The organism is Winogradskyella sp. (genome assembly GCF_965228925.1).
In the GTDB taxonomy this organism is placed as follows: domain Bacteria; phylum Bacteroidota; class Bacteroidia; order Flavobacteriales; family Flavobacteriaceae; genus Winogradskyella.
On record NZ_OZ245845.1, the window covers coordinates 656,919 to 677,157 of the forward strand.

General features: G+C 38.8%; 18 protein-coding genes. 14 read left to right on the plus strand and 4 right to left on the minus strand.

Annotated features, from left to right (window positions below; genetic code table 11):
* Window positions 1-79 precede the first annotated feature (79 nt).
* The 6 genes from ACO052_RS02550 (at window position 80) to sufD (ending at window position 4,808) form a co-directional block, all read left to right on the plus strand.
* On the plus strand, window positions 80-316 hold the full coding sequence (locus tag ACO052_RS02550; RefSeq protein ID WP_422106450.1) for a hypothetical protein: 237 nt from the start codon (window positions 80-82) through the stop codon (window positions 314-316).
* Window positions 317-428: 112 nt separating this feature from the next.
* A complete protein-coding gene (locus ACO052_RS02555) occupies window positions 429-758 on the plus strand; it encodes a HesB/IscA family protein (protein ID WP_422106451.1) in 330 nt (109 codons plus the stop codon).
* A gap of 9 nt (window positions 759-767) precedes the next feature.
* Window positions 768-2,216 carry a Fe-S cluster assembly protein SufB gene (sufB, locus tag ACO052_RS02560; RefSeq protein ID WP_422106452.1) on the plus strand — a complete coding sequence of 483 codons (1,449 nt, stop codon included), beginning with the start codon at window positions 768-770 and terminating at the stop codon, window positions 2,214-2,216.
* Window positions 2,217-2,228: 12 nt separating this feature from the next.
* Window positions 2,229-2,645 carry a hypothetical protein gene (locus tag ACO052_RS02565; RefSeq protein WP_422106453.1) on the plus strand — a complete coding sequence of 139 codons (417 nt, stop codon included), beginning with the start codon at window positions 2,229-2,231 and terminating at the stop codon, window positions 2,643-2,645.
* A 6-nt stretch (window positions 2,646-2,651) separates the two neighbouring features.
* Window positions 2,652-3,404 carry a Fe-S cluster assembly ATPase SufC gene (gene sufC / locus ACO052_RS02570; protein ID WP_422106454.1) on the plus strand — a complete coding sequence of 251 codons (753 nt, stop codon included), beginning with the start codon at window positions 2,652-2,654 and terminating at the stop codon, window positions 3,402-3,404.
* 90 nt (window positions 3,405-3,494) lie between these two features.
* Window positions 3,495-4,808 carry a Fe-S cluster assembly protein SufD gene (gene sufD / locus ACO052_RS02575; RefSeq protein ID WP_422106455.1) on the plus strand — a complete coding sequence of 438 codons (1,314 nt, stop codon included), beginning with the start codon at window positions 3,495-3,497 and terminating at the stop codon, window positions 4,806-4,808.
* 51 nt (window positions 4,809-4,859) lie between these two features.
* Here the strand turns inward: sufD and ACO052_RS02580 are convergent, their stop codons facing one another.
* Together ACO052_RS02580 and ACO052_RS02585 are read right to left on the minus strand one after the other, a co-directional pair.
* Window positions 4,860-5,216, minus strand: coding sequence for a hypothetical protein (locus ACO052_RS02580; RefSeq protein WP_422106456.1), 357 nt, complete (start codon window positions 5,214-5,216; stop codon window positions 4,860-4,862).
* Window position 5,217: 1 nt separating this feature from the next.
* Window positions 5,218-5,436 (minus strand): hypothetical protein, encoded by a 219-nt coding sequence (locus tag ACO052_RS02585; protein ID WP_422106457.1) that lies wholly within the window; start codon window positions 5,434-5,436, stop codon window positions 5,218-5,220.
* 248 nt (window positions 5,437-5,684) lie between these two features.
* Here ACO052_RS02585 and ACO052_RS02590 point away from each other — a divergent pair, with 248 nt between their 5' ends.
* From ACO052_RS02590 to ACO052_RS02615, 6 genes are all read left to right on the plus strand, one after another.
* Window positions 5,685-6,899 (plus strand): aminotransferase class V-fold PLP-dependent enzyme, encoded by a 1,215-nt coding sequence (locus ACO052_RS02590; protein ID WP_422108031.1) that lies wholly within the window; start codon window positions 5,685-5,687, stop codon window positions 6,897-6,899.
* 44 nt (window positions 6,900-6,943) lie between these two features.
* The gene (locus tag ACO052_RS02595) at window positions 6,944-7,786 is read left to right on the plus strand and encodes an META domain-containing protein (protein ID WP_422106458.1); all 843 of its coding nucleotides are present in this window, start codon (window positions 6,944-6,946) and stop codon (window positions 7,784-7,786) included.
* Between the two features lie 33 nt (window positions 7,787-7,819).
* Window positions 7,820-8,242, plus strand: a complete 423-nt coding sequence (locus ACO052_RS02600) for a SufE family protein (RefSeq protein ID WP_422106459.1) — start codon at window positions 7,820-7,822, stop codon at window positions 8,240-8,242.
* 3 nt (window positions 8,243-8,245) lie between these two features.
* Entirely contained in the window at window positions 8,246-8,572 is a 327-nt protein-coding gene (locus ACO052_RS02605) for a DUF59 domain-containing protein (RefSeq protein ID WP_422106460.1), read from the plus strand.
* 1 nt (window position 8,573) lies between these two features.
* Window positions 8,574-9,086 carry a DUF2480 family protein gene (locus ACO052_RS02610; RefSeq protein WP_422106461.1) on the plus strand — a complete coding sequence of 171 codons (513 nt, stop codon included), beginning with the start codon at window positions 8,574-8,576 and terminating at the stop codon, window positions 9,084-9,086.
* A gap of 123 nt (window positions 9,087-9,209) precedes the next feature.
* On the plus strand, window positions 9,210-10,139 hold the full coding sequence (locus ACO052_RS02615) for a DUF3078 domain-containing protein (RefSeq protein WP_422106462.1): 930 nt from the start codon (window positions 9,210-9,212) through the stop codon (window positions 10,137-10,139).
* A 60-nt stretch (window positions 10,140-10,199) separates the two neighbouring features.
* On the opposite strand, the gene ACO052_RS02620 is transcribed toward ACO052_RS02615, so the two are convergent.
* Together ACO052_RS02620 and hflX are read right to left on the minus strand one after the other, a co-directional pair.
* Window positions 10,200-12,470: a transglycosylase domain-containing protein gene (locus ACO052_RS02620; protein ID WP_422106463.1), complete on the minus strand. Its 2,271-nt coding sequence runs from the start codon at window positions 12,468-12,470 to the stop codon at window positions 10,200-10,202.
* 12 nt (window positions 12,471-12,482) lie between these two features.
* Window positions 12,483-13,694 carry a GTPase HflX gene (gene hflX / locus ACO052_RS02625; protein WP_422106464.1) on the minus strand — a complete coding sequence of 404 codons (1,212 nt, stop codon included), beginning with the start codon at window positions 13,692-13,694 and terminating at the stop codon, window positions 12,483-12,485.
* Window positions 13,695-13,765: 71 nt separating this feature from the next.
* Between hflX and ACO052_RS02630 the strand changes: the two genes are divergently transcribed.
* Entirely contained in the window at window positions 13,766-14,713 is a 948-nt protein-coding gene (locus ACO052_RS02630) for an endonuclease/exonuclease/phosphatase family protein (RefSeq protein ID WP_422106465.1), read from the plus strand.
* Between the two features lie 209 nt (window positions 14,714-14,922).
* Window positions 14,923-20,211 (plus strand): fibronectin type III domain-containing protein, encoded by a 5,289-nt coding sequence (locus ACO052_RS02635; protein ID WP_422106466.1) that lies wholly within the window; start codon window positions 14,923-14,925, stop codon window positions 20,209-20,211.
* Window positions 20,212-20,239 lie beyond the last annotated feature (28 nt).

Consider the following 20,239-nt stretch of genomic DNA (forward strand, 5'->3'; position numbering starts at 1 on the left):
ATGTGTTTTATCGAAAAATCTTGTGTTTTAGCATTATTTGCACTTAAAAACATTAATTTTTCAGTCCCAAATTTTATTGATGAAACCTACTTCAAACAAAGCATTACCTTGTGCCGTGTTTGGTCATAATTTTGTGAAATCCAAAACTAATTCCGACCAGACCGCTGAATTGACCTGCAGTATCTGTGGAACAAAAGTCAATACGGATGAACATGGTAATTTTGATGAGATGAGCGTGTCCAATAAAGACATTCAATCGACGCTCAGGCAATTGTTTCATTTGAATCTTCAAATTTCCAAACCTAAATTTTCTTAATCCATAGGAAAATTCTATCAAATGATATGCTAATATAATGTTAGTAACTATGGATTAAGCCTAGCTATATCGTATATTTGCATTCAATTTAGAATTAATCTACTTTAATATTATGATTAAAGTTTCTGAACAAGCAAAGAAAAAAGTCGTTGAGTTGATGACTGATGACGGCTATAATCCAGATACCGATTACATTAGAGTTGGTGTAAAGAGCGGTGGATGCTCTGGTTTGTCATATGATTTAAAGTTTGACAACACTCAAGTTGATGGCGATAAAGTATTTGAAGATAATGGCGTTAAAATTATCGTCGACAAGAAGAGCTTTCTTTACCTCATAGGCACAACTTTAGAATACTCTGGTGGACTTAACGGTACCGGATTTGTATTCAATAATCCTAATGCCAATCGCACCTGCGGTTGTGGAGAATCATTTTCACTTTAAAAAAGACCGATGAGTAAATATACTGAAGACGATTTACGGGAAGAATTAAAAACCAAGGAATATGAGTACGGTTTTTATACGGATATAGAATCCGACACCTTTCCCAATGGCTTAAACGAAGATATAGTTAGAGCAATTTCTAAAAAGAAAGAAGAGCCCGAATGGATGACCGAATGGCGTCTTGAGGCGTTTAAAATCTGGAAGGAAATGACTGAGCCTGAATGGGCCAATGTTCATTATGAAAAACCAGATTTTCAGGCTATATCCTATTACTCTGCCCCGAATAGCAAACCAAAGTACGATAGTTTGGATGAGGTGGATCCTGAGCTTTTGGCGACCTTTGAAAAGCTCGGCATCTCTTTAGATGAGCAAAAAAAGTTAGCGGGTGTAGCAATGGATGTTGTAGTCGATTCGGTATCCGTAGCCACGACATTCAAAAAGACTTTAGCCGAAAAGGGAATCATCTTTATGAGTATTTCTGAAGCGATTCAGGAACACCCAGAACTGGTTAGAAAATACATCGGTACAGTGGTACCACAGAAGGATAACTTTTATGCGGCATTGAATTCCGCTGTATTTAGTGATGGCTCTTTCTGTTATATTCCGAAAGGCGTAAAATGCCCTATGGAATTGTCCACTTACTTCAGAATTAATCAAGCGGGTACAGGTCAGTTTGAACGCACCTTGGTGATTGCCGATGAAGGTAGCTATGTGAGTTATCTAGAAGGTTGTACAGCACCGAGCCGAGATGAAAACCAATTACATGCGGCAGTTGTAGAACTGATTGCTCTCGACAATGCTGAGATTAAATATTCGACCGTACAAAACTGGTATCCCGGTAATGCAGAAGGTAAAGGAGGTGTTTATAACTTTGTGACTAAGCGTGGGCTTTGTGAGACCAATGCTAAAATTTCGTGGACACAGGTCGAAACGGGTTCTGCAGTTACATGGAAATACCCGTCATGTGTGTTAAAAGGAGATCATTCAGTGGGTGAATTCTACTCTATTGCGGTGACCAATAATTTTCAGCAAGCGGATACGGGTACAAAAATGATTCATTTAGGGAAAAACACGAAATCCACGATTATTTCGAAAGGTATTTCTGCTGGGAAATCCCAAAATTCTTATCGCGGACTAGTACAAATTAGTTCAAGAGCCGAAAATGCTCGTAATTTCTCACAGTGCGATAGTTTACTTATGGGCAATGAGTGTGGGGCACACACCTTCCCATACATCGAAGCTAAAAATAAGTCTGCACAAATAGAACATGAAGCCACCACGAGTAAAATTGGTGAAGATCAAATTTTTTATTGTAACCAACGTGGTATAGATACTGAAAAAGCTATCGCTTTAATTGTCAATGGCTTTAGCAAGGAAGTACTCAATAAGCTCCCGATGGAGTTTGCGGTGGAGGCTCAAAAATTATTGGAAATAAGTTTAGAAGGCTCCGTAGGATAAAAATCATTAATCATGAAAAAGGCATGCTTTATTTTTTTGATTTCAATTGGTCTTATGGCCTGTAAAAATGAGTCAAAGCAACAAGAACTGAACTTAGAAGAAAATCGTGCTAAGTCCTATGACCAAAATGATGGCTTAATAACAATGAAGGGTGATTTTGTATATGACGCCAATAAAAAAGCAGCGGTATTTCAAACGCTCAACGATATCTATGGGGTTGTTGTTGACGATAATATGCACCTTCTAAATGAAAAAGTAAAACCCTTTAAAACGGATGAATATACCTCTGTGCCCGTCACTATTAGAGTGAAGCGGATTGAGAATACAGATCAAAATATTCTATGGGACAATATATTAGAAGTTAAAGACATTTTGAAGGTGGAAGCACCCGATCCTAATAAAGAAGACGTAATAAAATTAGCAAACTAGATAGCAATGTTAAAGATAAAAAACTTACATGCCAGTGTAGATGATAAAGGCATTTTAAAAGGCATTAACCTCCATGTAAAACCAGGGGAAGTACACGCCATTATGGGGCCTAATGGTTCTGGAAAAAGTACTTTGGCCGCCGTGGTCGCTGGTAAAGAAGAGTATGAAGTTGAAGAAGGAGAAATTCTTTTAGACGGAGAAAATATTGATGAACTCGGACCAGAAGAACGCGCACACAAAGGGGTGTTTTTATCATTTCAGTATCCCGTAGAAATTCCTGGGGTGAGTGTCACAAATTTCATGAAAACCGCCATCAATGAAACTCGAAAAGCCAAAGGCTTGGACGACATGCCTGCCAACGAAATGCTAAAGATGATTCGAGAAAAATCTGAAATGTTGGAGATTGACCGCAAGTTTTTGTCGCGCTCGTTAAATGAAGGCTTTTCTGGTGGTGAGAAAAAGCGCAATGAGATTTTTCAAATGGCCATGCTAGAACCGAAGTTAGCCATATTGGACGAAACTGATTCAGGGCTAGATATAGATGCACTTAGAATTGTTGCCAATGGCGTTAACAAGCTAAAGTCTAAAGACAATGCGGTTATCGTTATTACACACTATCAAAGATTATTGGATTACATCGTTCCAGATTATGTACATGTATTGCACGATGGTAAAATTGTAAAGTCTGGGTCGAAAGAATTAGCTCACGAGTTGGAGGCTAAAGGTTACGACTGGATTAAAGAAGAGGTTGGCGCATAGTGCTAGTAAACAGTGGACAGTCGCAGTAAGCAGATACATTAATATACACTTTACTGCAAACTGTTACTGAATACTGAAAACTTATTAAATATGGAATTAAAAGAAAAGTTAGTGTCTTCTTTCATGGCCTTTGAAAATATGGTCGACATAGATTCTCCTGTTCATGATATAAGAACTGAAGCTATAAAACAATTTGAAGTTGAAGGTTTCCCTACCAAGCGACAGGAAGCTTGGAAGTACACATCTTTAAATACTGTTTTGAAACATGACTACAGTGTTTTTCCAAAGCACGAGGAGGCTTTAGAATTTAAAGATGTTAAGAAGTACTTTATCCACGATATCGATTCTTACAAAATTATTTTTATCGATGGCAAGTACTCTTCACACTTATCACAAACCACGCACGACGGCATCGATGTTTGCCTCATGTCCGCGGCCTTGACCAAGCCAAAATACAGGTTAGTTATCGAAAATTATTTCAATAAGATCGCTACAAAAGATGGCTTGTCATCCTTAAACACAGCCTTCTCTGCCGAGGGCGCTTATATCCATATCCCGAAGAATAAATTGGTTGAAAAACCGATTCAAATTCTTCATTTTTCAACAGGAAATGAGGCCGCATTAATGCTACAGCCTCGTAACTTAATTGTGGTTGATGAGAACTCGCATGTTCAGATTATTGAACGTCATCAGAGTTTAACTAACAATCCCGTATTGACCAATAGCGTTACTGAAATTTTTGCCAATAAACGTGCTATCGTTGATTATTACAAAATTCAGAACGATAGGGAAACAGCGTCGTTAATAGACAACACCTTTATCAATCAAAAGCGCGAAAGCATTGCCAAAGTTCATACCTTTTCATTTGGTGGTAAATTGACCAGAAATAACCTCAATTTCTTCCAAAATGGTGAGCGCATCGACTCTACGATGAAAGGCATAACTATTATCGGCAATAAACAGCATGTGGACCACAATACGTTGGTACATCATATAGAACCCAATTGCGAAAGTCACCAAGATTACAAGGGTATTTTTGACGATAATTCTACCGGTGTTTTTAATGGGAAGGTCATCGTTGAAAAAGAAGCACAAAAGACCAATGCATTTCAGGCCAACAATAATATTTTAGTGAGCGATAAAGCGAGCATTAATACCAAACCTCAACTCGAGATTTTTGCCGATGATGTGAAGTGCTCCCACGGTTGTACCATAGGACAACTCGATGATAGCGCCATGTTCTATTTGCGTTCTCGAGGCATTCCAGAAAAGGAAGCTAGAGCTTTGTTGATGTTTGCATTCAGTAATAATGTTTTGGATTCTGTAAAAATTCCTGAAATTAAAAGCAGAATTACAAAGATTATTGCGAATAAATTAGGAGTAAATATTGGGTTTAACCTCTAATTAATTTATCACCATAAGATTCAGCATAAAAAAGTATTCAAGCTACTAGTGTTATGCCTTATCCTTTCGCTGTAGTGTGTAAAACAGAAAACCACTCAAAAAATATAGCAGAATATCGATAGGATCTGATGTATAGCGCTCATTATATTGTGGCAAAATAAGTTCAAAAAGCACACTATAAAAAAGCGCTAAGTACACTACGTGATGTAAACGTAAATAATAGTGTTGTTCATTTCTGGTGAATCTTAATATAAATAAGCTGATTGTTAAACAGATTGGAATAATTAAAAAATCATTGACATAATTGTTAATGATTATTGGTAAGTCCATATGCTGTTTTTGCGCCACATAAACCAATGTCCCTATAATGACCGAAATCGTAAAGTAATATTTAAGTGTAACGTTCATATCATCCTGCAGCAATAGCAAATACTAACCACGCTATAAATGCTCCTATAGCGCCTACAACAACAAAAGCCGAATACAAAAGCCAACCTAGAGCTCGATACGCTATATAGCGATGTTGCTGCAAATGTTCAATAAAGCTTGGAGGCCTCTTTTTTGCCTTTTCCAACCTCTCAATCTTTTCGGCTTTGATACGCTGCTCTCTTCTTTTTTTGTGTGACAAAAGTGTACCACATTTTTTACAATGATCCCTATTTTTATTATAAGTCCCACAATTAATACACTTTATAATTTTCACTTTTTTTGCAGTCTTTTATTTTTCGATTTAACTTAAATTAATTTTTTAAAAGCGACTTAAAAACTCTTATCTTATAAAGGTACTTATGAAATAGTAAATCTACTCTTAAAGCATTGTTATAAGTTTTACTTTGTTAACATTGCTTCGTACCTTTGTATATGGAATTAAAACTAATGTTAGACGTTCAAAAAATTAGAAAAGACTTCCCTATCCTTAATCGTGTCGTCAATGGAAAGCCGCTAATCTATTTTGATAATGCGGCAACATCACAGACGCCGCAGCAGGTTATTGATGTTATTGTAGATTATTATTCCAATTACAACGCCAACATTCACAGAGGCGTCCATGCCCTGAGTCAAGAAGCTACTGACGCTTACGAGAGCGCACGACAGAAAATCCAAAACCACTTTAATGCTGAATATGCTCATGAAATCATTTTTACCTCTGGGACAACCCACGGTATTAATCTAGTGGCCAACGGGTTTTCATCTCTGTTAAAGGAAGGAGATGAAGTGCTTGTTTCCGCTTTAGAGCACCACAGCAATATTGTGCCTTGGCAAATGCTTTGCGAACGCACTGGAGCTACATTAAAAGTGATTCCGATGAACGCCAATGGCGAATTGGTACTTTCAGGATTTGACGTCCTCCTCAATGAACGTACAAAGCTGGTTTTCGTCAATCATATTTCTAATGCTTTAGGGACCATTAATCCCATCGAATATATTATTGAGAAGGCCCATGAATTTGGTGCCGCAATTTTAGTTGACGGCGCACAATCCTGCCCACATTTAAAACCCGATGTTCGCGCTTTGGATGTCGATTTTTATGTCTGCTCTGCCCATAAGGTTTGCGGTCCAACGGGTATCGGGATGCTTTATGGCAAAGAAGAATGGCTTAAAAAGCTGCCTCCATATCAAGGTGGAGGGGAGATGATCTCAGAAGTCACTTTCGAAAAAACGACCTATGCGGACTTACCCCATAAATTTGAAGCAGGTACTCCAAATGTTTGTGGTGGTATCGCTTTTGGTGCGGCCATCGACTATATGAATGCCATTGGGTTTAAAACTATTGCCCAATACGAAAATGAGCTTTTAAATTATGCCACTGCGCAATTAGAGCAAATTGAAGGTCTTAAAATCTACGGAACAGCTCAAGAAAAAACCTCAGTGATTTCGTTTAACGTCGGTAATATCCATCCCTATGATATCGGTACGATTTTGGACAAAATGGGAATTGCTGTACGTACCGGACATCATTGCGCCCAACCCATTATGGATTTTTACAACATCCCGGGCACCATTAGGGCGTCCTTTATGTTCTACAATACCAAAGCGGAAATCGACACCTTTATTACGGCATTAAAAAAAGCCATCATGATGCTGGGATAAATTTTGGCATTAAAAGTGTATATTACATATTAAACCTTTTTAATATGAAAGTTTTACTCTCTATTTTTAGTCTATTAGTACTAACTAACGGTTGTAGCACAAGTAAAAATGCTATGGATACTAAATCTTTGGATCAAAATTCGATTTCTGGGGATTATTTAGTGACACAGATTGATGGTAAGACCACAAAGGACTCGACTTTGAAAATCGCATTTGAAGCCAATTCGAATAGAGTTACGGGTTTTGGTGGTTGTAACAGTTTTTTTGGAACCTATACGCTCGACAATAATACGATCAGCTTTAGTGACCTCGCGGCCTCTAAAAAATATTGTGGAAAAGACATCAGCAGTGCAGAGCAGCATTTCTTATCGACTTTAAAAACATCAAACAAAATAGCGTTGACCGACAATGGGCTTGTCTTATATAATGAAGATGTCGTAGTGTTAATGGCCGACAGAGCGACGGTGTCTCAAGCTAATAACAAAGGACAAAACCGGAAAGTTAATCTGGAAACCAATGGTGATTCAACCCTAATCACCTATCGCGTACAATCCAGGGACATATTTGAGTATATACAGATTTCTAAATCGACTATTACAACTTCTAACGACCGTTATTTAAAAGCTATGGAGTCGTATACATGTCAACCTGAAGACTGGGAATCCTTAAATGAATTGTTGCAAGACATTGATATTGAACATCTGGATAAGTTGAAGGCACCAACAGACAAGCGTCTTTTCGATGGTGCTCCACACGCCACACTATCTGTTATAAGAGGAGATGTTGAAACCATGTCCCCAAGTTTTGATCATGGCACACCACCCGACGCCATCAAGGCCCTAGTTAATAAAGTGTTATCTATAAGGGAAAACTTAACAAAACAGTAGTGATTTTGTAACTTTGCACGAAATAATTTGACCATGACTATTGAAGACATTCAAAATGATATTATAGACGAGTTTTCTATGTTTGACGACTGGGAAGATCGCTATCAGTATATGATCGATTTAGGCAAAACCCTCCCTCTCATTGACGAACAATATAAAACTGAAGACCATATTATAAAAGGCTGCCAAAGTAAAGTTTGGGTGCACGCACGTATGACAGATGACAAGGTAAGTTTCACGGCAGACAGTGATGCTATTATTACCAAGGGCATTATTGCCATACTCATTAGAGTATTTTCTAACCAGCACCCTAAAGCTATTATCGAAGCCAACACCGATTTCATTGATAAAATCGGATTAAAGGAGCACTTGTCTCCAACCAGAGCTAATGGTCTGGTAAGTATGATAAAACAATTAAAAATGTATGCCATCGCATACCAAACACAATTGAATTAAAAAATGAGCGAATCAACTATAGATACAAATGTACTTGGAGATAAGATTGTAAGGGTTTTAAAAACCATCTACGATCCTGAAATTCCTGTAGATATTTACGAATTGGGATTAATTTACGATGTGCTTGTCAATGAAGATTACGATGTAAAAATACTAATGACCTTAACATCCCCTAACTGCCCCGTGGCAGAAACATTACCACTCGAAGTTGAAGAAAAAGTGAAATCCATAAATGATGTTAAGAATGCCGAAGTCGAGATTACTTTTGACCCTCCTTGGTCGCAGGATTTAATGAGTGAAGAAGCCAAATTAGAACTAGGAATGCTGTAGTATGGCCGAAGAAATTATAAATAGAGTCGCTAATAGTAAATTAAAAGTTATCGACCTCGAAGATTTTTACCCTGAGGGCAAACGCGTCTTATTTGACATAAAGGATTGGTTATTTGAAGGCTTGGTGCTCCGTGAAAAAGAGTTTAGAGCATCTGTATCAGCTCATGATTGGTCACAATACAAAGACGCTTACATTTCCTTGTATTGCTCAACTGATGCTATTGTTCCAGATTGGGCCTATATGCTGATTACTATGCAACTTGAGGGCGTATCTAAACTCACGGTTATCGGCTCTTTAGAGCACTTAGAGTCCATACTCTATGCCTCTATTATTTCAGACTTGGATCTGTCTATTTATCAAGATATGCCCGTTATCATTAAAGGTTGTTCCCATAAACCTGTTCCGGCAAATGCCTTAGTTCTCCTTTCCCAAAAGCTAAAACCTATTGCTAAATCCATCATGTTTGGCGAGGCCTGTTCCTCTGTGCCGCTTTATAAAAGAAAAAAAATGTGACCTTAACGCAATTACAAGGTCTAAATAGAAGTGATTTTCAATACATTACGCATGCAGCTGATGTCAATAACACTTATATTTGCACACAAATAACAACTTTGATTTACTAAATTTTAAATGATTATGAACAAAACATTACCCCTATCGGTATTTTTATTCTTAGCCGTAACGTTTGGGTTTTCCCAAACAAAAGAAGAATTAGAAGCACAAAAAGCCGAGAAACAAGCTGAGGCTGACAAGTATCAGGCTGAGGCCGACGCTTTACAGGCACAAATTGATGCCTTACCCGGATGGAGAGTTGGCGCCTTTGGTACCATTGGTGGTAGCCTATCTAACTTTAATAACTGGTATGCCCAAGGGGTGCCTAACAATGCCTCAGGGAATATTGGTTTTACCGTTAATGCATTTGCTAATTTAATTGAAGAAAAATTCTTTTGGAGAAATGCTTTAAATACAAACTTTAATTGGGTAAAACTAGATGATAAAGACTCTGATACAGACAGTGATAATTTTGAACCGACAACAGACGTATTTAACTTATCATCGTTATATGGTCGTAAATTGAGCGAAAAATGGGCGGTTTCTGGATTAATGGAATATAGAACTACGGTACTGAATAATTTTAATGATCCCGGTTATTTAGATCTTGGTGTTGGTTTTACATGGACTCCTGTTCAAAATTTAGTGGTCGTGATTCATCCAGGAAACTACAATTTTGTTTTTGCAGACGATGATACCATATTCAACTCATCTCTTGGTGCAAAAATTCTTGCGGACTATACCAGACAAATCGGTAAAATCAACTTTAAGACTAATCTATCTATGTTTCAAAGTTATGAAGATGGCGATTTATCTAACTGGACATGGATTAACTCATTCAGTTATACCTTATGGAAGAATTTTGGTGTTGGCCTAGATTTTGGTTTGAGAAGTAATAAGCAGGAAGCTTTAAATTATGAATTAAACACTTTAGGGAATGAAGATGCCACATTCGATAATATTGATAACGACCTACAAAGCTATTACACTGTTGGTATAAGTTACAAGTTCTGATAAAAATACAGCTTTATAGAGAAAAAAATCCTGTCAAATAGAACTGACAGGATTTTCTTTTTAATCAAACGTTTTCTTTTTATGCTTCTTTTTAAATAAACGCTTAAAAAAGCCATCGCGTTTTGTGGGTTTGCAATCTAAATCTTTGATAACTTTCTCATGTGCCTTTTCAAACTTGGCTCTGGTGATAGTTTTATAGTCTGAGTCTTTATTCAACTTCTGATAAAACTTGGCAAATATTGGTAGCGCTGAATTTGCACCTTGTCCCAACCCAGTAGATTTAAAACCTATACCATGATTATCGTTACCAACCCAAGTGATGGTAACCAATTTTGGCGTCAGCGCTACAAACCAGCCGTCTTTATTGCCTTGTGTAGTTCCTGTTTTTCCTGCAATTGCATTATGTAACCTATAGGTGCTGCGTAATCGTGCTGCTGTACCACTATTTACGGTAGATTTCATCATCTCTAGCAAAACTTGCCTTGTGTAATTGCTGTAAGCCTGATGTTTTGAAACTTCTGGTTTAAAACTGGCAATGACCTTGCCATCTTTATTTTCAATTTTTGTGATTAAAAATGGTTTTACGGGCTTGCTGTTATTGACATAGCTCGCATAAGCACCGGTGAGTTCTTTCAAATTAATTTCAGAAACACCTAAAGCTAATGAGGGCTTATTAGGCAACTCGTGTGAGATTCCTAATTTTTCAACCTGCTTAATTGTTTTGGGAATACCAACGTCTTCCAAAACCTTCACCGCAATGGTATTAACCGAATTACTCAAGGCATTCTCTAACGTGTAATTAATATGTGGGTCTTGGTCCTTACTACCAGCATTACTTGGCGTCCAATCATCGTAGTTGGTATAAGTAACTTCTCTTAAAGAAAAATACGTGCAAGGATCCAAGCCGTTTTCTATTGCGGCTGTGTAAACAAAGGGCTTAAAGGTTGAGCCTACTTGACGTTCACTTTGAGACACATGGTCGTATTTAAAAAATCTGTAATCTATGCCACCAATATATGCTCTTATGGCACCTGTTTTAGGGTCAATGGACAGCATTCCGGTGTTGAGGAATTTTAAATAATGTTTCAAACTGTCAATTACCGAAATAGATGCGATATGATCGCCTTTCCAGCTAAACAATTCCACGTTGCGTTTTAAGTTTAGGGAATCTTTAATCTGAACATCCGACAAGCCATTAGCCTTATACCTTTTCGTTTGCGGCAGTTTTTGAATTGCCGCTTTCAATACTTTAGAATTTCCATTCCAAGGCGCCCCTGTTCCATAGGACGCTTCAAAATTACTTTGTAAAGTGGTTAAATGAGCTTTCATGGCATCTTCGGCATATTGTTGCATTTGGGAATCTAAAGTCGTATGCACAACAAGACCATCCTTATATAGGTTATATTTATCACCTTCAGGTGTTTTTAGGGTATCCAAAATTTTTGAAAGTTCCTGTTTCACCGCTTCCCTAAAATAAGGCGCCAGTCCTAAATCGTGATCGTAGGACTTGTAATTCAACGCTAACTTCTGATTACTATAAAATTCTAAAGAATCCTTTGTCAAATAGCCATAGCTTACCATTTGATTGAGCACTACGTTTCGTCTATCCTCACTGCGTTGCCGATGAACCCTAGGATTATAATAGGTATTTGCTTTTAGTGTTCCTACCAAAGTAGCAGCTTCATTAAGGGTTAAATCTTTCACAGATTTATCGAAAAACTTTAACGAGGCACTTTCTATCCCATAAGTATTATCTGGAAATGGAACTGTATTAAGGTATAGGGTTAAAATGTCTTCCTTGGTATAAACGTCTTCAATACGCTTGGCAACAATAGATTCCTTAAATTTATTGATGAGCATACTAAACATAGCGTAGTTCTTTCTGCCGTATAAATTCTTTGCCAGTTGAAGTGTAATGGTGCTTCCACCACCAGCGTTTTTATCCTGAAGGATCAAATTCTTTACAAAAACCCTGATCAGACTTATATTGTCAATACCATCATGTTCATAAAAGCGACTATCTTCAGTGGCTATCAAGGCATCGATTAAATGCTTAGGAAAATCCTGAAAGCTTACTGGCTGTCGGTCGTAGATATAATACTTTCCTATTAACTTACCCTTATGGTCTAAAAGCTCAGTGGCTCGTTCGTGTTGTATTGAACCTAAATCTTCGGTCGTTGGTAATTTCCCAAAAAAACCTAAATAAACACTAAGGTAAAGTCCAATGAAAAATAGTAAAATGGCACCTGCGATTACAGAAAGCCATTTTATCCATTTATTCTTAATAATCTTTTTGAGTCTGACTTTGAATGGGTTGCTATTGAAATCCATTTTGAAGATGATTTAAGTTATATCTTCAACGTCTGGATATAGAAAATGATTATATGGAAACCTTGTGATATGAATTTCTCTTACCTCTTTATACACACGTTTTCTAAATTCGTCTAGGTTCTCTTTGTTCAATGCGGAAATAAATAAAGCATGGTCACCGACTTTAGACATCCAGGTCTTCTTCCATTCTTCAATGCTGTAGTTGGCCTTTGTTCGCTCTAAGGTCAGGTCTTCTTCATCAAAAGGTTGGGCGCTATACGCATCGATTTTGTTAAACACCATTATGGTCGGCTTATCCTTGCTGCCGATTTCGTCCAAAATCTGGTTAACCGATTCTATGTGCTCCTCAAAATTAGAATGTGAAATATCCACAACATGCAACAGTAAGTCTGCTTCCCTTACCTCATCCAATGTACTTTTAAACGACTCCACCAATTGCGTAGGCAGTTTTCTAATAAAACCTACGGTATCGCTCACTAAAAAAGGCAAATTACCAATAACCACTTTTCTAACCGTGGTATCTAAAGTAGCAAACAACTTATTTTCAGCAAACACTTCACTTTTACTGATGACATTCATTAAGGTCGACTTCCCAACATTGGTATACCCCACAAGGGCCACCCTTACCATTTTGCCTCGGTTACCTCGCTGAACCGCCATTTGTTTATCAATCGCTTTTATTTTGGATTTTAAAAGCGAAATTTTATCGCGAACAATACGTCTATCCGTTTCAATTTCGGTTTCACCAGGACCACGCATACCTATACCCCCTTTTTGGCGCTCTAAGTGTGTCCACATTCCTTTTAACCTTGGTAAGAGATATTCGCATTGCGCCAACTCGACCTGAGTTCTAGCATAACTGGTTTGAGCACGCTGGGCGAAAATATCCAGAATAAGATTTGTCCTATCAAGGATTTTACAGTTCAGAATTTTACTGATATTTCTTTCTTGGGCAGGAGATAATTCATCATCAAAAATAACGGTTCCGATCTCATTATCCTTTACAAAGTGCATCACTTCTTCCATCTTACCCGTTCCTATAAATGTTTTAGGGTTTGGCATCGCCATTTTTTGGGTATAGCGTCTTACGACTTCGCCTCCCGCAGTATAGGTAAGAAATTCTAATTCGTCTAAATATTCTTTAGATTGGGCTTCATCTTGATCTTGGGTTATGATCCCTATGAGTACAACCTTTTCTAAAGCGATGTCTTTTTTTTCTATCATAAATATATCAAAGTGCAAAGTTAAACAAATGCCTATTCTAAATACACTTTAAATATCCTATATTTAAGGCTATGAATATACCTTCAAACACACATACCATAGCCTTCTATAATATTGAAAACTTATTTGATATAGAAAACGATCCCCTCACCAATGATGATGATTTTCTACCGACTTCGGCAAAACGATGGACCCCTAAGCGCTATGAAAATAAACTTCGGAAATTAGGTTCTGTAATCTCGAGAATTGGCAAGGAAGATTCTGAAAGGGCGCCTGTAATTGTTGGTTTGGCCGAAGTGGAGAATAAAAAAGTATTATCCGATTTGGTACAAAGCAAACACCTTATCGATGAGAATTACAGCTATGTGCACTACGATTCTTCCGATGAGCGCGGCATTGATGTCGCACTATTGTACAAAAGCGATGATTTCGAATTAGAAAATTCCGAAACGTACTCCGTATATCTTCAAACAGATACCGGAGAAAGGGATTATACCCGAGATATTCTCTTGGTACAGGGAAAATTGAATGGAGACGCGCTTAGTATCATCGTTAACCACTGGTCATCTCGACGGGAAGGAGAAAAAGAAACCGAATATAAGCGTTTAGCCGCAGCTAAAGTGGTTAATTCTATTGTCCGCAGATTGAAGCATAAGGATAATACCAAAATCATTGTGATGGGAGACTTTAACGATAACCCAGACAACGCCAGTTTGAAGTTACTTGAAGAGGAGGGTCATTTATTCAATCCTTTTAAAACTGTTTGGTCACAAGATAATGGCAGTATCAATCATGATTTTGAATGGAATTTGTTTGACCAGATTTTAGTTTCAACTAACTTTTTTGACCGTTCGAATACCTCCTTAGCTTTTGATATGGCCGATATCTATAATGACAGATCCTTAACGCAGTACCATGGCAAGTATAAAGGACAACCTTTTAGGACTTATGTAGGGAAAAAATACAAGGGAGGTTATAGCGATCATTTTCCAGTTTATATAGAACTCAAAAAGACATAAACCATTTGTCGATTAATACGGTAGTTGGTCTATTATAACATTGTTAACATCCTGTTAATAGCCATTTTTTATATATTCGAGTCTCTTTAAAAAGTAACTAACTAACGCTTTTTACGGAAGAAACAGCCTCGTTTTATTTTTAAAAAATCAATTCCTTTATAATCAGTGTGTTATAAAGGAATATATAATTTCTAACAAACCGATTAATAATGAGAAAGATTACTCTACTTTTATTGCTTATGTGCTTTTGCTTTACTTTGAGCGCACAAGTTTTAAATCAGTCTGCAACATGGCCAAACGCTAGTTGGACCGTTACAGGCGTTTACAACACAGATCCGACGGCCTTTGAAGCAGACCCAACGGTTACAAGTAACTTTGCTTTTGATGATGATGATGCTGGTAGCGGTAGCGATGATGACATCGCTGCAGAATCACCGGTCATAGATTTATCAGCTGCTTTCGGAGCAGGGGAAACATGGTTATTTGTTAACGTCGACTATACTTATAATGATTTGGGCGATGTACTTAACTTAGAATATTGGGATGCCGATAGTAGTACATGGGAAGTGTGGCAGCAATTTGCGGCTTCCACCGATCAGCCTACGGATAATTTTTGTACAGGCACAAGGGATAGCTTTACGAGTGATCCATTAGATATTGCTGGTTTTACGGCAAGTCAGCTCTCAAACTTTCAGTATAGAGTGGCTTTTTATGACGATGGTCCTGGCGGTGCTGATGGCTTTGAATGGGGCTTTTGTTTTGATTCTCCTACCATAAGCTCTCAAACACCTCCTAGCTGTTTTGACCCTGAAATGTTAACTGCTGTCAACATAACAGAAACCACAGCAGATCTTCAATGGACAGAGGTAGGGACAGCCACACTATGGAACATAGAATGGGGGCCTGCTGGCTTTACACCAGGTTCTGGCACCGTTGTTAATGGACTTACAGCAACAACTTATAATCTCACAGGTTTAACATTAGGGACTTTATATGATTTTTATGTACAGGCCGATTGTGGTGCAACAGACGGCACCTCTAACTTTGTCGGTCCTTTTAACTTTGCTACAGCTGTTCAAGGGGCTAGTTGTTCCGCTCCACTTCCAATGACCGTTGAAGCTGATTGCGCTACTGCAACACCTATGAGTTTTGATTTTTCAATCGCTGAAGATATTGATGCTGCCGATGAGAACCCAACCTGTGATGGTTTTGGAAACTGGGGATATTGGGTCAGTTTTACTGCACCCGCCGTTGGTTCTGTAGTATTTAACTTCGGTGCGGGATCGGACGAAGTTGGTTTAGAGGTTTTAGATGCCTGTGGCGGCACATCCTTAGGCTGTTTTAATAATGTTTTTAATGATGGTGATAGTTCCGATATTATCGGCGGTCTTACACCTGGCAATACTTATGTTGCCGTGATATGGAGAGATGGGCAATCGGGGACAGCGGACGTCTGTCTTGAAGAAGGCCCGACATGTACCTTCCCTATAGATTTAAACGCATCTAATTTTACTATCGACGGTGCAGATTTGAGCTGGACTGAAAATGGGACAGCTACGGTATGGAATGTAGAAGTCGTCCCTGCTGGAGATGCTCCAACCGGAGTACCTACAGCGACTGGTGTATCTAACCCATATACTGTAACGGGTCTTTTACCCAATACAGACTATGACTTTTATGTACAGGCTGACTGTGGCGGTGGTGATACCAGCGATTTTGCTGGTCCTTTTACATTTACAACAGCCTGTGATGTATTTATACCAGATTATATAGAGCAGTTTAATACGATTATCCCTGATTGTTGGGACGAGGCGGACAATGGCGATGCCACTACCGGACCTGTAGACCTCGGCTTTGGCGCATGGACCGAAGATGGCTTCCTAAACAACGGTGGCACAGGTGCCTATAAGATCAACCTTTGGCTCGCCGAAAAGAGCGATTGGATACTATCGCCCTTCTTCGACCTTACCGGGGGACCGTTCCAGGTAGAGTTCGATTTCGGCATCATGGAGTTCGCAAGCTCAACAACTGCAGGGACCCTCGGTTCAGACGATACCGTTCAGCTATTGATCACTACGGACAACGGTGCCTCTTGGACACCGCTAATTACATACGATAGCTCTTCGGTAGTACCTCCCACGGGAGAAACCGCAGTCTTTACGCTAGAGGCCTATGCAGGCCAAACCGTCCAGTTCGGTATCCTCGGTTCCGAAGGTACCGTCGACGACCCACAAGACAACGACGTCTTTGTCGACAACTTCAGGGTAAGGGGCATCCCGACATGTCCTGAGCCAGACAATTTAACTTCAACTAGTATAAGTCTTACCGAGACAGAAGTAGGCTGGACAGAAACGGGAACATCGACCGTTTGGAACATAGAATATGGTATTTCAGGTTTTACACCTGGTACAGGAACTTTAATTACAGGCGTAACAACGAATCCTTATGTGATTACAGGCTTAACGTCTGATACAGACTATGATTTTTATGTACAAGCCGAATGTGACCCTACTAATTTAAGTTCGTTCGCTGGGCCATCGTCATTCTTTACAGGCTATTGTCAATCTGAACCTTCGAGTAATGATGGTGAAGGTGTTACCAATGTCACCATTGGTGTTACCGATTTCCCAAGCTTTGGGGATGTGACTTATGAAAATCAGACATCACCGGTAGTCAATGTATTCCAAGGTGTTGAGACTAATGTGGAGGTTACTTTTGCAACTGGGTTTACCTATGATACTAACATTTGGATAGATTTTAATGATGACTTAGTGTTTGATACGGCAACAGAACTCGTATTTTCTGGCGAATCTACTGCTGCTAATCCAACCACTTTAGATGCCTCGTTTGTAATGCCATTAACCGCACCATTAGGTGAGCATAGAATGCGTATTGGTACTGCAGATGCTGGTCAGGATCCACCAGATCCATGTTACAATGGTACTTGGGGTGTTACTTTAGATTTTACGGTAAATGTTCAACAATTGACCTGTACCCTACCTGAAGCTAGTTTTGCGGTTACTCCAGATTGTGCTGGGGACCAATTCTTTGTTGATGTTGATGTCACAAGTTTAGGCGATGCAACATCGCTTGAAATATTCAATGATTTTGACGCTACAACAGTACAAGCAACAGCAATAGGCTTATACCAAGCTGGTCCTTTCCCATTTGGAAATACAGTTAAGGTTTTCGTGATGAATGAACAAGACAATAACTGTATTATAAGTAGTGACTCTTTCGAAGTATTGGCTTGTCCACCAGACAACGATGAATGTATAGACGCTACTGTGGCCTTTGTGAATGCTGATGAAAGTTGTGACACGACAACTCCTGGGACCATCCTTGCAGCGACTCCGTCTGGAGTAGCGAGTGGTTCTTGCTCTGGTGATCCAGATGATGACGTATGGTTTGAGTTTACAGCCTTGGGAGACCAACAAATTATAGATATCCTAAACATAACTGGTGGTACTACGAACATTGACCATGCAGTTTATGAAGGTGATTGTGGCAACCTGACCGAATTGTATTGTTCTGATGACACCAATAGTCTTACGCCTAGCTTGGTGGTTGGAAACACCTATTATTTGAGAATTTTTTCTGCAGGATCTACAAGCGAAACAAGTAGTTTTGATTTATGCATAAGTACTTTGGGTCCACCAACTTTTTGTCTAGAAGCCTTACCAATTTGTGCGGACCCATCCATCCAATACGAAAGTATTGTTGGTGATCAGGTAGCGCCCCCATACTTAGATTATGACTGTCTAGGCTCTCAACCTGATCCACAATGGAATACAATTCTCTTTGATGAAGCTGGTGATTATGTGTTTAGCTTGGACCAAACCACTGCAGGGGGCACACCTTTAGATATTGATTTTATCGTTTGGGGACCTTTTGTAGACCAACAAGGTGGATGTGTTGAATTGTTGACGGAAAACATAGCAGATTGTAGTTTTTCTGCGACTGCCAGTGAAACAATCACACTGACCAATGTTCCCGCTAACTCCACATACGTTATATTAATAACCAACTTTTCACAGCAGGCCGGTTTTTACACCTTTACTCAAGATTCGGGTCCAGTTGATGGTACAAATTGTGATGTAGTATGTGATGTTACTTTACAAGTACCCGGTGAAAATGGTCCTGTGGATGTAGAGGATATTATAGAAGATCCTATAACACCCGATGGAGAATTTGACTTTTGCGGCTCCCCGAGTATAGAGCTAACGGCTAGTACCTTTTATGCTGTTGACCAATATATATGGTATAGAGACTTCATTGCTATTCCAGATTCTGATTCCCCAACATTAACAGTTACTGAATCTGGTTTTTATCAAGTTCAGGTCTTAGGAGGTATTTGTGACCAAAGCGAAATCTATTTATCTGCAGTAGCAGAGATCAACTTATATGATGAAGCTCCTATCGTGGATCCGCTCAATATTACGCTTTGTGATGGTCCTGGTGCTGATGGCGTTGAAGATTTTGATTTAGACGAATTAACTACTTCATTAGGCTTAGGTTCTGATTTTACAGTAAGTTATTATACGACGACCGATAATGCAGAAAATGCCATTGATGCGGTAGCTTCCCCATATACATCATCGGGAGAAACGTTAATCATGAGAATAGAAGATACTGAAGCTTTTAATGATGGTTACCTAGATTGTCACCAGATTTCTCAAGTAGAGTTAGTTGTAAACGCTCGACCAGCAGCTAATCAGCCACTAGACTTTATTGTTTGCGATGATATAGATGGTGTGGTGGATGGTGCTACTGATTTTGACCTTACTTCTCTTGATTCTGAGATAAGTACAAGTCCCGACGTAACTATTTCTTATCATTCATCTCAGGATGATGCTGATGAAGATACAGGAGCTATAGGAAGTCCTTATAATAGTAGTGGAGAAACTATCTACGTAAGAGTTGAGGATAATACGACTGGATGTCACGAAACGACTTCGTTCAATTTAGAAGTTAATATTGTACCATTAGCGACCTTTGATGATTCTTTTGAATACGAAGTGTGTCCTAATGCTACTGTTCCGATTACAATTGGTATTACACCAGATAACTTTACTGCAGCCGATGTTACCGTAAACTGGTCATTAGACGGTTCGCCTATAGCTGGTAATGGTTTAACATTAGACAGCGTGCTTGTTCAAGGAGATTATTCAGCCGAAATTACGTTTAATGCTACAGGATGTACCAATACAATCTCGACTTTCGTAATGGAATTGCCGTCTTGTATCTTCCCTCAAGGGATTTCTCCAGGGGTTAGTCCTGGTCAAAATGATACTTTCGATTTAAGTAGTTTTGATGTCGTTAGGCTAGAAATCTTTAACAGAAACGGAACATTAGTATACTCTAGGAACAATTATGTTGATGAATGGGTAGGACAAACCAATGATGGCGAGGAACTACCTGTTGGAACATATTTCTATACCGTAGTTTACGAAGGCGGATCGAAAACACGTAGTGCTTGGGTATACATTAACAGATAATCAACTAACTAGAATCAACTTAATATTA